Origin of the sequence: Candidatus Karelsulcia muelleri PSPU (assembly GCF_000829155.1) — a bacterium.
In the GTDB taxonomy this organism is placed as follows: domain Bacteria; phylum Bacteroidota; class Bacteroidia; order Flavobacteriales; family Blattabacteriaceae; genus Karelsulcia; species Karelsulcia muelleri_A.
Genome location: NZ_AP013293.1, coordinates 127,565 through 142,589 on the forward strand (window position 1 = coordinate 127,565; position 15,025 = coordinate 142,589).

Consider the following 15,025-nt stretch of genomic DNA (forward strand, 5'->3'; position numbering starts at 1 on the left):
ATAAAAAAAAATGTATACACCACAAAAATTTAAAAATAAAATTTTTTATAAAAGTAAAAATGCACAGAAACATATAGTATTACCTGAAGGAGAAGAAGAACGGATTATTATAGCGGCATCAATTTTTATATATAATAAACTTGGAAAGTTAACTATATTAGGTGATTCAAAAACAATTAAAAAAAAAATAAAAAAATTAAATTTATATTGGGATGAAAAGAGTATAAAAATAATAAATCCTAAAAATTCTATATATTTAAATGAGTTTGCTGAAACTCTTTATGAATTAAGAAAAAATAAAGGTATGAAATTTGAAGAAGCCAAATTTCTTATTTCAGATTTTTCATATTTTGGAACTATGATGGTTTATAAAGGAATGACTGATGGTATGGTTTCAGGTGCAGTTAATACGACTGCTAATACTGTTAGGCCTGCTTTCCAAATAATAAAACAGAAAATAGGAATAAAAACTGTATCATCTATGTTTTTTATGTTATTACAAAATCGTGTAATAATATATTCAGATTGTGCTATAATTTCTACCCCGACATCAGAACAATTAGCTGATATAGCAATATGTTCAGCCGAAACTGCTAAATTGTTTGGAATAACACCTAAAATTGCCATGTTATCATATTCATCTGGAAATTCTGGATTTGGAAAAGAAGTAGAAAAAGTTAGAGAAGCTACATATATTGTTATAAAAACTAATCCTAGTATTATTATAGATGGTCCTATTCAATATGATGCTGCAGTAGATACAGAAATTTGTAAAAAAAAAATACCTAATTCTAAATTAAAAGGAAAAGCTAATATATTTATATTTCCTGATCTTAATTCAGGAAATAATACTTATAAAGCAGTAAAACATGAAACTAAATCAATTTCTATTGGACCAATATTGCAAGGATTAAAAAAACCAATTAATGATTTAAGCAGAGGATCTACTGTAAAAGACATATATAATACTATTATAATTACTTGTATACAAGCAAATAAAATATGAAATTACTAATTTTAAATTTAGGAAGTTCTTCAATTAAATATCAATTAATAGAAAAAAAAACAATTTTAGCCAAAGGATTAATAGAAAGAATTGGAATGTATGGAAGTAGAATAAAACATACTTTTTTAAAAGAAAAAATAATATATAAAAATATATATAATCATTTTATAGGTTTAAAAGAAATTAATAATTTATTATGTAATTGTGTAATTATAAATACAGATGAAATATATGCTATAGGTCATAGAATAGTTCATGGAGGTTTTTTTTTTATTAAACCTACAATAATATCAGAAAATGTAAAAAAAAAAATAAAAGAACTTTTTAATATAGCTCCTCTACATAATAGAATAAATACTATGGGTATAGAAATATCTGAAAAAATATTTAAAAAATCAATTCAAGTAGCAGTATTTGATACTGAATTTCATTCGACAATCCCTAAAAAAGCTTATTTATATGCAATTCCATATGAATTTTATTTCAAACATTATATTAGATCATATGGGTTCCATGGAATTAGTCATAAATATGTTTCAAAAAAAGCAATACAATATTTAAAAAATAAAAAAGCTAAATTAATTACTATGCATCTAGGAAATGGATCTAGTATAACAGCTGTAGATTCTGGCGTATCTGTAGAAACGTCTATGGGATTTTCTCCAAATAGTGGATTAATAATGGGAACAAGATCTGGGGATATAGATAGTAATATTATTTTTAATACTCTAAAAAAAGGTTTTAAAATAGATGAATTGATTGATATTTTAAATAAAAAAAGTGGAATGTTGGCTATATCAGGTTATAGTGATATGAGAGATATAAAAAAAAGATATGATAAAGGAGACAAAAAAGCAATATTAGCATATGAAATGTATTCTTATAGAGTTAAAAAATATATTGGGATATCTATATCTGTAATGAATGGGGTAGATGCATTAATATTTACTGGAGGTATAGGAGAAAATGATATGTTAATGCGTAAACTTATATGTGAAAATTTAGATTTTTTTGGAATAAAATTAGATAATAAAAAAAATAATAATTTATTAAAAAAAAATAATGTAAATGAAATACAAGTAAAAAATAATAAAGTAAAAATACTTGTTATTAATACAAATGAAGAATTACAAATATCAAAAGAAATTTTAAATGTTTTAAATGTTAAAAATGTTAAAAATGTTAAAAATGTTAAAAAATAATGATACTATAGTAGCTATAGCTACTCCTAGTGGATATGGAGCAATTGCTGTTATACGTATTTCAGGGGTAAATTCTATAAAAATTTTAAAAAAAATATTTTTATCTTTTTCAGGAAAAAAAAAATTATCTGAAAAAAGATCAATAAATTTAGGATATATAAAATACAAAAATAAAATTATTGATAAGGTTTTAATTTTTATATTTAAAAAACCAAAATCATATACTGGAGAAGATATAGTAGAAATATCTTGTCATGGATCTATTTACATACAAAATAAATTATTGGCAATAATTATTGACCAAGGAGCCAGATTAGCCAATCCTGGAGAATTTACTTTACGTGCTTTTCTTAATGGAAAGATAGATCTTTGTCAAGCGGAATCAATATTAGATATTGTTAATTCAGAAACAGATTTTTCTCATGAATTTGCGATTAATCAAATGCGTGGAAATATTTCAAATTTAATTAAAAATTTAAGAAAAAAATTGATATATTTTTTATCATTAATAGAATTTGAACTAGATTTTTCTGAAGAAAATTATAATATAATAAATTATTTAGAATTTAAAAAATTATTAGATAATATAATAAAAAAATTAAAAGATTTAATAAAATCATTTAAAATAGGAAATGCTTTAAAAAATGGCATATCAGTATCTATAATAGGATGTCCTAATGTAGGTAAATCAACTTTATTTAATAAATTATTGAAATATGAAAGATCAATAGTATCTAATATTGCAGGAACAACTAGAAATTATATAGAAGATAGTTTAATTATAAATGGAATAAAATATCGTTTTATAGATACAGCAGGTATAAATAATAAGACAAAAAATTATATTGAAAAATTAGGTATAAAAAAAACATATAGTAATATTAAAAAATCTGATATTATATTATATGTATTTGATAATTTTAATAAAAAAATGATTTATAATAAAAAAAAAAAATTACAAAAAGAATATCCTCATAAAAAAATATTTATTATAATAAATAAATATGATTTAATCAAACAAAAACAAATTATTAATTATAAAAATATAATTAATATATCTGCTAAATATGGATATGGAATTAATAAATTATTATATAAAATAACTAATTTTTATAAAAAAATGATTAATTTAAAAAAAAATTCAATAGTAATAACTCAAACAAGACATTACGAATCTTTTAAAGAAGCAGTTTTTTATTTATCTAAAGTCAAAGAAAATTTGGAAAAAAAAATTTTTCCAGAATTTTTATCGATAGATATACGTACAGCTTTAGATTATTTAGGTAAAGTAACTGGTGAAGTAACTAATGAAGAGATATTATCAAATATTTTTTCTAAATTTTGTATTGGAAAATAATAAATATGAAATATTTAAGTATTCTTAATAAAACTCAATATAAAGCTGTAACTACTATAGATAGACCTACTATGGTAATAGCAGGAGCTGGATCAGGGAAAACTCGTGTACTTATATATCGTTTAATTCATTTAATTAAATCTGGTGTTAAAAGTCGAAATATTTTAGCATTAACTTTTACTAAAAAATCTGCAAATGAAATGAAATATAGGCTTTCCTCTTTAATTGATAAAAATGAATTAGACCAGATTTATATAGGTACGTTTCATTCAATTTTTGCCAAACTTCTTAGAAAGAATAGTGATTTAATTGGATATAAAAAGAATTATATTATATATGATAGATATGATTCTGAAAAGATTATAAAAAAAATAATAAAAAATCTTAATTTAGATAAAAAAATTTATAGATCCAAATATTTATTGGATAAAATATCTATGATTAAAAATCATTATTTTAATGAAAGAAATTTATATATAACTAATATATATGCTAATTATAAAAAATATTGTTATCAAAATGGAATAATGGATTTTGATGATATATTATTATATACTAATATATTATTTAATAAAAATCCTGAGATTCTTAAGAAATATCAAGAATATTTTAAATATATATTAATTGATGAATATCAAGATACAAATTATTCTCAATATAGAATAATAAAATTATTATCATTAAAACATAATAATATTTTTGTTGTTGGAGATGATTCTCAAAGTATATATTCATTTCGTGGAGCGAATATTAATAATATTTTAAATTTTAAAAAAGATTATAAAAATGCGGTTATTATTAGGTTAGAACAAAATTATAGGTCTACGAAATATATTGTAGATGTATCTAATCAGATTATTTCTTTAAATAAAAGAAAAATTGATAAAAAATTATGGACAAATAATAAAATTGGAAAAAAAATTAAACTATATAAAGCCTTTTCTTCTTTTGAAGAAAGTGATTTTGTAGCCAATACAATAGATCAATTAAAAAAAAAAAAAAAATTAAAATATAGTGATTTTGGTGTTTTATATCGTACAAATGCACAATCTAGATCTTTAGAAGAGAGTTTTATTAAAAAAAAAATACCATATAATATTTATGGAAGTATTTCATTTTATAAACGAAAAGAAATTAAAGATTTAATAGCATACTTTCGTTTAATAGTTAATATTAATGATGAAGAATCTTTAATTAGGATTATTAATTATCCTAAAAGAGGAATTGGAGAGGTAACTTTAAAAAAAATATTTTTTTTATCAAAACAAAATGATAAAAGAATATTTGAAATATTAAAAAATATTAATAATTATAAGTCTATTATTAATAGAGACCAAAAAATATTAGATAATATCTCTAATTTTTGTAATAAAATATTATTTTTTAATAAAAGATTAGATGAAGATGCATTTATTCTTTCTAAAGAAATATCTGAATCCTTTGGATTGTTAGAAGAAATAAAAAAAGATAAAATTAAACAAGGAATAGATAATGTTGAAGAATTTTTGAATAGTATTTCTACTTTTGTAGAAGATAAAAAAAAAATAAAAAATGAAGAAATTTCTCTAAATGCATATTTAGAAAGTCTCTATTTAGATTTAGATTTAGATTATAAATTTAATAATTTAACTAAAGAAAGTGTTTCTCTGATGACTATTCATCTATCTAAAGGATTAGAATTTCCAATAATATTTATTATAGGTCTAGAAGAGAAGATATTTCCATCTATATTAAGTATTTCATCTCAATTGGAAATTGAAGAAGAAAGACGTTTATTTTATGTAGCATTAACACGTGCTAAAGAAGATATTTTTTTAACTTTTTCTAAAAATAGATATAAATGGGGTAAAATAGTACCTACTATATGTAGTAGGTTTGTTAAAGAAATAGATAAAAAATATATAAAATATATAAAAAATGATTTAAATCATAAAAAATTTGATGATACCTCATTATTAGGATCATATACAAATAATTTAAAAGAAGGTATGATTGTATATAGTAATTCCTTTGGAAGAGGAAAAATAATTAAAATAGAAGGTCAAATTATTACTGTATATTTTAATAATATAGGTGAAAAAAAAATATTAAATACTAAATTAAAAATTATATATTAATAAATGGGTATGGGTGATTAGCTCAGTTGGTTAAGAGTATCTGCCTTACAAGCAGAGGGTCACTGGTTCAAATCCAGTATCACCCACTTTTTAAGAAGTATTTAAATTAAAAATATTCTATTTTTTTATTATGTATATAATATTCGATACAGAAACTACAGGATTACCTAAAGATTATAATGCACCAATAAATAATATTATTAATTGGCCTCGTTTAGTAAAAATATCATGGGGATTATATGATGAAAAATTAAAATTAATAGAACTTAAAGATTATATAATTAAACCAGAAGGTTATGAGATTCCTTTTATATCAACTAAAATACATGGTATAAGTACAAAAGATGCAATTGAAAAAGGATATAAAATAAATTATGTATTAAAAAAATTTAATAAAATTATTAATAAATATAATTTTTTTATTGGTCATAATGTTTTTTTTGATATAAAAATAATATGTGCAGAATTTTTTAGAATTAAAAAAAAAAATTTTTTATATAAAAAAAAAATTATTGATACTAAAGAAAAATCTATTAATTATTGTGCTATTAAAATTGGAAAAGACAAATTAAAATGGCCTACACTTACAGAACTTTATAAAAAATTATTTAATGATACATTTATTGCTCATGATTCTAAATCAGATGTATTAGCAACTTCAAAATGTTTTTTTGAATTATTACGTATTGGAATAATATCACTTAATAATATTAATAAAAAATTATTAATTAATAAAATTAATTTATTAAAATTAAATAAAATTAATAATTTAAAATTAAAAATTAATAATTTTAATATTAAAAATAATAATTTTAATACAAAATATTTTTCACATATTCATAATCATACTTCTTTTTCAATACTGTCTTCAACAATTGATATTAATTCTTTAATTAAAAAAACTATAGAATATAATATGGATGCTGTGGGAATAACTGATTATGGTAATATGATGGGAGTTTTTAATTTTATTAAAAAAATAAAAAATTTAAATTATAATAATAAAAAAATTAAGCCAATTATAGGATGTGAATTATTTATTTCATATAATTATTTAATAAAAAAATTTACTAAAAAAAATCCGGATAAAATATATCATCAAGTATTTTTTGCTAAAAATAAAAATGGTTATAATAACTTATCAAAATTATGTTCTCATGGATTTATAGATGGATATTATTCAGGAATTCCTAGAATTGGAAAAAATTTAATTGAAAAATATAAGGAAAATTTAATAGCAATTAGTGGAGATTTAAATTCTGAAATACCATTTACTATTTTAAATAAAGGTGAAAATGAGGCAGAGAAAGTATTTAAATGGTGGCATAATTTATTTGGAGACGATTTTTATATAGAAATATTAAGGCATGGTTTAGAAGAAGAAGATCATGTAAATAAAATTCTGTTAAAATTTTCAAAAAAATATAATGTAAAATTTATTGCACAAAATAATAATTTTTATATTTCTAAAAAAGATTATAATGCACATGATATTTTATTATGTGTAAAAAATAGTCAAAAGCAATCTACTCCTATAGGAAAAGGTAAAGGATTTCGTTTTGGATTTCCCAATAAAGAATTTTATTTTAAAAATAAGTTTCAAATGTATAATCTGTTTTCAGATTTGCCTGAAGCCTTTTCTAATTTAAAAGAATTAATAGAAAAAGTAGAATTTTATGATATTTCAAATAAAATTTTATTACCAAAATTTAATATACCCAATAAATGGATAAAAAAAAATTGTAAAGATTATGATAAAAATAATGAAAATGAATATTTAAGATTTTTAACCTATAAAGGAGCTAAAAAAAAATATATAGATATAAATGATATAATTAAAAAAAAAATTGAATTTGAACTTGAAACTATTAAAAAAATAGGATATCCAGGATACTTTCTTATAGTACAAGATTTTATTTTTAAAGCAAAAAATATAGGTATTGAAGTAGGACCTGGAAGAGGTTCTGTTGCTGGATCTGTTGTTGCTTATTGTTTAGGTATAACTAATATAGATCCAATAAAATATAATCTTCTTTTTGAAAGATTTTTAAATCCTGATCGTGTTTCTCTACCTGATATTGATATTGATTTTGATGATAAAGGTCGTGAAAAAATAATTGAATGGGTAGTGAATAAATATGGAAAAAATAAAGTTGCTCAAATAATAACATATGGAAAAATGGGAGCCAAATCTTCAATAAGAGATACTGCTCGTGTATTGAATCTTCCTTTATTAGAAACAAACAAAATTGCAAAAATTGTACCTAATATATCTCTAAAAGATATAATAAAAAAAAATATTAAATCTTTAAAAGAAATTTTAAATAATGAAGAATTAGAAAATGTAATAAAATTAAAAAAAATTTTTAAAAAAAAAAATACTTTACAGTCTAAAATACTTAAACAAGCTATGGTAATTGAAGGTTCTGTTAGAAATACTGGAATTCATGCATGTGGCATTATAATTACACCTTCAGATATTAAAGACTATATACCTGTATCGACAACAAAAGATTCTAATTTTTTATTAACTCAATTTGATAATGAGGTTGTAGAAAAAGTAGGTCTATTAAAAATGGATTTTTTAGGGTTAAAAACGCTTACTATAATTAAAGAAACATTATATCTAATTTCTAATTTAAAATTAGAAAATATACCTCTTGATGATGTTAAAACATATGAATTATTTCAAAAGGGAGAAACAGTTGCTGTTTTTCAATATGAATCTCCTGGTATGCAAAAATATCTTATACAATTAAAACCAGATAAATTTTATGATTTAATAGCTATGAATGCTTTATATCGTCCTGGACCTATGCAGTATATTCCTAATTTTATAGCACGTAAACATGGACTTGAAAAAATATCTTATGATCTTCCTGAGCTTAAGGAATTTTTAGAAGAAACTTATGGAATTACAGTTTATCAAGAACAAGTTATGTTGATCTCACAAAAAATATCTGGATTTAGTAAAGGAGATGCAGATTTTTTAAGAAAAGCTATAGGAAAAAAAGATAAAAAAATATTATTTAAAATTAAAAATAAATTTATTTATGGTGGTCTAAAAAATTTTTTTTCAATAAAGATTTTAGAAAAAATCTGGAAAGATTGGAAAGCTTTTGCTTCATATGCTTTTAATAAATCTCATTCTACATGTTATTCATATATAGCTTTTCAAACAGCATATTTAAAAAAACATTATCCAGCTGAATATATGGCTTCAGTATTAAGCAATAATATGCAAAAAATAAAAAATGTCACTTTTTTTATTGAAGAATGTAAACGTATTGGAGTAATAGTACTTGGACCAGATATAAATGAAAGCAATTATAAATTTACTGTTAATAAAATGGGATATATTCGTTTTGGTTTGGGTGCTATTAAAGGAATAGGAGAATCTTCTGTTAATTCTCTTCTTAAAGAAAGAAAAAATAGATATAATTCTATATTATACTTAATTAAAAATGTTGATTTACGTTTAGTTAATAAAAAAGTTTTAGAAAATTTAGTTTTATCAGGAGCTTTTGATAATTTAAACAATATACATAGATATCAATATTTCTATGAAGAAAATGGATCAAATATGATAGAAAAAATGATAAAATTTGGGGTAAAATATAAAAAATTAAAAAAAAATGTTAAAAAGACCCTTTTTAGTTCTGTTAAAGATATAGAAATATTAGAACCCAAATTTAAAATTTGTAAAGAATGGAATAATTTTTATAAATTAAATAAAGAAAAAGAAGTAATAGGAATGTATATGACTTATAATCCATTAAATGAATATAATTATGAAATAAAAAATTTTACTAATGCTTCATTATATTCTTTAAATAAGAATATAGAAAAAAATATTGGTAAAATATTAAATATATGTGGCATAATATCTAAATCAATACATAGAATATCAAATAATAAAAAATATCTAATCTTTAATTTAGAAGATGATAAATATAATAAAGAATTTAAACTTTTTAAAAAAGATTATGAAAAATATAAAAATTATATATATGATAATAATCTCATATATATGAGTATTTATATTAAAAAATATAAAAGAATTTATATTAAAATATTAAAAATTTTAAATATTAATAAAGTTATAAAACTCTTATCTAAGAGTATAAATATTGTTATAGATATTAATTATTTAAATGATGATTTAATAAAAAATTTAAAAAAAATAATCTTTAATAATTTAGGAAGTAAAATATTTTATATTACAGTTTATGATAAAAAAAAAAATTTATATATAAAATATATATCAAATAATTATTTTATTAATATAAATCATCATTTGTTAGAAACCCTTAGTAAGGTATATAAAATTAATTTTCAATTAAATACTTAATTATTTTTTTATACTGTGTAAACACGATGATTTTTAGAATAAATGAAAATAACAGTTAGAATAGCTAATATTGATGATAAAAAGTACGCTTATCTTATATGTAAAGAGATAGAATCTTCTGCTAAAGTTAGAGGAACTGGTATCTCAAAAAGAGATCCTGAATATATTAAAAAAAAAATGGTTGATGGATTTTCTGTTATAGCCTTTTTTAATGGTAATTTAGCAGGATTTAGTTACTTTGAAATATTTGAAAAAAAAAAATTTTTATCTAATTCTGGACTTATCGTATTTCCTAAATATAGATTACACGGATTAGCTAAAATGATAAAATTAGAAATTTTTAAATTATCAAAAAATAAATTTCCTAAATCAAAAATATTTAGTATTACTACTAGTCCTGCAGTAATAAAGATTAATACAGATTTAGGTTTTAATCCTGTATTATTTAGTTATTTAACTAAATCTAAAAAATTTTGGAAAGGATGTAAAAGTTGTACTAATTATGATATTCTTATTAGAAATAAGAAAAAAATGTGTTTATGTACAGGATTATTATATGATCCTAAAAAAAAAAATTTTAATTTAAAAAAAAATTATTTATATAAAGGAGATACAATTTTATTAGCATATAGTGGTGGATTAGATACTTCATTTTGTTTAAAATATTTAATTAATGAAGGATATAAAGTAATAACTATTATAATTAATACTGGAGGATTTAATAATAAAGATATTGAATCTATTGAAAATAAAGCTATAAATATAGGAGCTTTATATCATTATTCTATAAATGCTAAAGAATATTTTTATTATAAATGTATAAAATATTTAGTATATGGAAATATACTTAAAAATAATACATATCCTTTATCTGTTAGTTCCGAAAGATTTTTTCAAGCAATTTTAATTGCCGAATATGCTAAAAAATTAAAAGTAAAAGCTATATCTCATGGAAGTACAGGAGCAGGAAATGATCAAGTTAGATTTGATTTAGCATTTCAAATTTTATGTCCTGATAAAATTATAGTTACCCCAATAAGAGATATTAAATTATCTAGAAAAGAGGAAGTTAATTTTTTAAAAAGTAAAGGCATAAAAATTTCTTGGAAAAAAGCTAAATATTCTATTAATAAAGGAATTTGGGGAACTAGTATAGGAGGTGAAGAAACATTAAAATCATCAACATCATTACCTGAAAAAGCTTATCCTACCAAATTATCTGAATATTCTAAATTCTATCTAGAATTAGAATTTAAAAAAGGAGAATTATTATATATTAATAATATTAAAGATTTACAAATAAACAATATTATAAAACTTGAAAAGTTATCGTCTAAATTTGCTATAGGTAGAGATATCCATGTAGGAGATACTATACTTGGAATAAAGGGGAGAGTAGGATTTGAAGCGTCTGCTGCTTTATTAATAATAAAAGCACATCAACTTTTAGAAAAACATATTTTAACTAAATGGCAAATATATTGGAAAGAGCAGTTATCTAATTGGTATGGAAATTTATTACATGAAGCACAATATTTAGATCCAATTATGCGTGATATAGAGTGTTTTTTTACAAATACTCAAAAACGAGTAAGTGGAAAAGTAAAGATATTATTAAATCCATATATATTTAAATTAATAGGTATTAAATCAAAATTTGATATGATGAAATCTAATATTGCTAAATATGGTGAAATTAATAATGAGTGGACTAGTGATGAGGTTAAAGGATTTATTAAAATTTTTGGGAATCAAATGAAAATTTATCATAATATAAAAAAAAATTATATATCATAATATGATTAATATAGGAATTATTGGTGGTGCTGGATATACTGCAAATGAATTAATTAAAATTCTTATTAATCATCCAAAAGTTAAAATAAAAAATATAGTAAGTACTACTTATCCAGGTATTCCTATAGAAAATATACATAAAGATATTATAGGTGAAATTAATAAACTATTTAGTAGTGAAATTACTGATGATATTGACTTATTATTTCTTTGTATAGGTCATGGACATTCAAAAAAAATATTAAATAATATTTCTTCTAAAATTAATGTAATTGATTTGAGTAATGATTTTAGAATAAATAAAAATTCTATTTTTAAAAATAGAATTTTTAAGTATGGTTTACCTGAATTAAATAAAAATATTATAAAAAAATCTAATAATATTGCTAATCCAGGCTGTTTTTCCACAGCTATACAATTATCAATATTACCTCTTGCAAAAAAAAATTTATTAAAAACTAATATACATATTAGTGCTATAACTGGATCTACTGGTGCAGGTCGAATGAATAATGATAACTTAAATTTTAGTTTTAGAAATAATAATATATCAACATATAATTTATTTAATCATAAACATATAAATGAAGTGAGACAAACTATAAATAAATTACAAAAGAAATATTATGGAAAAATATATTTTATACCATATAGAGGATGTTTTTCTAGAGGAATAATATCAACGTTATATACTAATATAGAAATTTCATTTGATGAAATAAAAAAAATATATTATAATTTTTATAAAAAAAATCCTTTTATTTTTATATCTGAAAAAGAAATACATTTAAAACAAGTTATAAATACCAATAAATGTATATTACATTTGAATTATAATAAAAATAAACTAATAATAACTAGTATAATTGATAATCTTATAAAAGGAGCTTCAGGACAAGCTGTTCAAAATATGAATATTATGTATAATTTTGAAGAAACCTGTGGTTTAAAATTAAAACCTATGGGTTTATAATGAATTTATTCAATGTTTATTCTATTGTAGATATCGAAATAATTAAAGGTAGAGGAATATATCTTTATGATAATAAAAATAAAAAATATTTTGATTTTTATGGTGGACATGCTGTAATTTCAATTGGTCATTCTCATCCTACATACGTAAATAATATAAAAAAACAAATAGAAAAAATTTTTTTTTATTCTAATTCTATAAAAATACCTGAACAAGAAAAATTAGCTAGTATGCTACTAGAGATATCAGAATATAATGATTATAAAGTTTTTTTATGTAATTCTGGAGCAGAAGCAAATGAAAATGCTATTAAAATTGCGTCTTTTAATAATAAAAAAAAAAAAATAATAGCATTTAAAAACTCTTTTCATGGCCGTACTAGTGGGGCTATTTCAATTACAGATAATAAAAAAATTATTACTAAATTTAATTCACAACATGAAGTTAAATTTTTTTCTTATAAAGATATCTATTTATTAGAAGAAGAATTAAAAAAAGAAGATACTTGTGCTGTTATTTCAGAAGGAATACAAGGTATAGGAGGTATAATTGATCCAGGAATATTTTTTTTTAAAAAAATATATTCTTTATGTAGAAAATATAATACTATTCTTATACTAGATGAAATACAAAGTGGTTATGGTAGAACAGGATTATTTTTTGCACATCAAAATTCTGGGATTAAACCAGATATAATTACTATTGCTAAAGGAATGGGAAATGGATTCCCTATAGGGGGAGTAATTATAAATCCTAAATTTAAACCATTTAATGGAATGTTAGGAACTACATTTGGTGGAAACTATTTAGCTTGTTCTTCTGGAATTTCTGTTTTAGAAATTATAAAAAATGAATGTCTTATATATAAGGCAAAAAAAAATGGAAAAATATTTATTAATTCTTTAAAAGAAATTGATGAAATTAAAGAAATTAGAGGAAGAGGTCTTATGCTTGGGCTTAATTTTAATTTTAAAATACAAAAATTAATAAATATTTTAATAAAAAATGAAAATATTTTTGTAGGATCTTCTTTTAATAAAAAGATAATAAGATTATTACCTCCTCTTACTATAGAAGAAAAACATATAAAAACTTTTATTTTAAAATTAAAAAAAGCATTGTATTTTTTAAAAAATGATAAATAAAAAAGCCCAATTAATTTTGGAGGATGGTAGTATTTATGAAGCTTATAGTTTTGGTTATGAAAAATCCTCAGCTGGAGAAATAGTATTTAACACCTCAATGACTGGTTATAATGAAAGTTTAACGGATCCTTCTTATAAAGGACAGATATTAGTTTGTACTTATCCATTAATCGGAAATTATGGAATTCCTCCAATAACTTCAAATAAAAAAAAACTAAAAATATTTTTTGAATCAAATAATATTAATGTTTCTGGATTAATAATCTCTTCTTATTCAGAGAATGCATTCCACTGGAATATGTATAAAAAATTATCATATTTTTTAAAAATTAATAAGACCGTAGGTCTCTATTCCATAGATACAAGATCACTTACAAAAAAACTTAGAGATAAAGGAACTATGTTAGGAAAAATAATTATTTCAGATAATGTAAAATTTTATAATCCAGATAAATATAATTTAGTATATAAGGTTTCTATAAGAAAAAAAAAAATATATGGAAATGGAAAATATAAAATTTTGCTTATAGATTGTGGGGTTAAAAATAATATTATTAGATGTTTCTTAGAAAGAAATTGCACTGTAATAAGAGTTCCTTGGAATTATAATTTTCTAAATGAAGAATATGATGGTTTATTTATTTCTAATGGTCCAGGAAATCCAAAAGAATATAAAACTACAATAAATAATATTAGTAAAGTTTTGATATGTAATAAACCTATTTTTGGAATATGTTTAGGAAATCAATTATTAGGTCTTGCTGCAGGTTTCGATACACATAAACTTAAATATGGTCATAGGAGTAATAATCAACCTGTGATTTTATCAGGAACTAATAGGTGTTTTATTACTTCACAAAATCATGGATATGTAATAGATTCAAATAAAATTCCAAATGGATGGAAAATTTTGTTTAAAAATTTAAATGATAATACTTGTGAAGGATTAATAAATTTTGAAAAATCTTTTATTTCAGTTCAATTCCATCCAGAAGCATCAAGTGGGCCTACTGATACTCAATTTCTTTTTGATGTATTTTTGAAATTTATAAAATGTAAAAAGAAGAAATAGTCTAT

The 15,025-nt window shown here is 20.8% G+C and carries 9 protein-coding genes and 1 tRNA gene; all 10 read left to right on the forward strand.

Annotated elements, in window-relative coordinates:
* The first annotated feature begins 10 nt into the window (after window positions 1-10).
* The 10 genes from pta to carA all read left to right on the forward strand — a co-directional run bounded on the left by pta (window position 11) and on the right by carA (window position 15,020).
* Entirely contained in the window at window positions 11-1,006 is a 996-nt protein-coding gene (pta, locus tag SMPSPU_RS00620; RefSeq protein WP_075050670.1) for a phosphate acetyltransferase, read from the forward strand.
* Window positions 1,003-2,208: an acetate/propionate family kinase gene (locus SMPSPU_RS00625; protein ID WP_041093845.1), complete on the forward strand. Its 1,206-nt coding sequence runs from the start codon at window positions 1,003-1,005 to the stop codon at window positions 2,206-2,208. The genes pta and SMPSPU_RS00625 overlap by 4 nt, the downstream gene beginning before the upstream one ends.
* Complete coding sequence (mnmE, locus tag SMPSPU_RS00630) at window positions 2,195-3,565, forward strand: tRNA uridine-5-carboxymethylaminomethyl(34) synthesis GTPase MnmE (RefSeq protein WP_041094136.1); 1,371 nt, start codon at window positions 2,195-2,197, stop codon at window positions 3,563-3,565. Before SMPSPU_RS00625 ends, mnmE begins: the two co-directional genes overlap by 14 nt.
* A gap of 5 nt (window positions 3,566-3,570) precedes the next feature.
* Window positions 3,571-5,682 (forward strand): ATP-dependent helicase, encoded by a 2,112-nt coding sequence (locus SMPSPU_RS00635; protein WP_041093847.1) that lies wholly within the window; start codon window positions 3,571-3,573, stop codon window positions 5,680-5,682.
* Window positions 5,683-5,693: 11 nt separating this feature from the next.
* Window positions 5,694-5,768: transfer RNA gene (locus tag SMPSPU_RS00640), tRNA-Val, on the forward strand.
* A gap of 44 nt (window positions 5,769-5,812) precedes the next feature.
* Complete coding sequence (gene dnaE / locus SMPSPU_RS00645) at window positions 5,813-10,033, forward strand: DNA polymerase III subunit alpha (RefSeq protein WP_041093850.1); 4,221 nt, start codon at window positions 5,813-5,815, stop codon at window positions 10,031-10,033.
* Between the two features lie 42 nt (window positions 10,034-10,075).
* Window positions 10,076-11,830 (forward strand): argininosuccinate synthase domain-containing protein, encoded by a 1,755-nt coding sequence (locus SMPSPU_RS00650; protein WP_041093852.1) that lies wholly within the window; start codon window positions 10,076-10,078, stop codon window positions 11,828-11,830.
* 1 nt (window position 11,831) lies between these two features.
* The gene (gene argC / locus SMPSPU_RS00655) at window positions 11,832-12,803 is read left to right on the forward strand and encodes an N-acetyl-gamma-glutamyl-phosphate reductase (RefSeq protein WP_041093854.1); all 972 of its coding nucleotides are present in this window, start codon (window positions 11,832-11,834) and stop codon (window positions 12,801-12,803) included.
* Entirely contained in the window at window positions 12,803-13,948 is a 1,146-nt protein-coding gene (locus SMPSPU_RS00660; RefSeq protein WP_041093856.1) for an aspartate aminotransferase family protein, read from the forward strand. Before argC ends, SMPSPU_RS00660 begins: the two co-directional genes overlap by 1 nt.
* Window positions 13,938-15,020, forward strand: a complete 1,083-nt coding sequence (carA, locus tag SMPSPU_RS00665) for a glutamine-hydrolyzing carbamoyl-phosphate synthase small subunit (protein WP_041093858.1) — start codon at window positions 13,938-13,940, stop codon at window positions 15,018-15,020. Before SMPSPU_RS00660 ends, carA begins: the two co-directional genes overlap by 11 nt.
* Window positions 15,021-15,025 lie beyond the last annotated feature (5 nt).

What these genes read in the sequence shown, in the direction of transcription:
- pta (WP_075050670.1), top strand. Translation starts at nt 11, where the DNA reads ATGTATACACCACAAAAATTTAAAAATAAAATTTTTTATAAAAGTAAA.
- SMPSPU_RS00625 (WP_041093845.1), top strand. Translation starts at nt 1,003, where the DNA reads ATGAAATTACTAATTTTAAATTTAGGAAGTTCTTCAATTAAATATCAA.
- mnmE (WP_041094136.1), top strand. Translation starts at nt 2,195, where the DNA reads ATGTTAAAAAATAATGATACTATAGTAGCTATAGCTACTCCTAGTGGA.
- SMPSPU_RS00635 (WP_041093847.1), top strand. Translation starts at nt 3,571, where the DNA reads ATGAAATATTTAAGTATTCTTAATAAAACTCAATATAAAGCTGTAACT.
- dnaE (WP_041093850.1), top strand. Translation starts at nt 5,813, where the DNA reads ATGTATATAATATTCGATACAGAAACTACAGGATTACCTAAAGATTAT.
- SMPSPU_RS00650 (WP_041093852.1), top strand. Translation starts at nt 10,076, where the DNA reads ATGAAAATAACAGTTAGAATAGCTAATATTGATGATAAAAAGTACGCT.
- argC (WP_041093854.1), top strand. Translation starts at nt 11,832, where the DNA reads ATGATTAATATAGGAATTATTGGTGGTGCTGGATATACTGCAAATGAA.
- SMPSPU_RS00660 (WP_041093856.1), top strand. Translation starts at nt 12,803, where the DNA reads ATGAATTTATTCAATGTTTATTCTATTGTAGATATCGAAATAATTAAA.
- carA (WP_041093858.1), top strand. Translation starts at nt 13,938, where the DNA reads ATGATAAATAAAAAAGCCCAATTAATTTTGGAGGATGGTAGTATTTAT.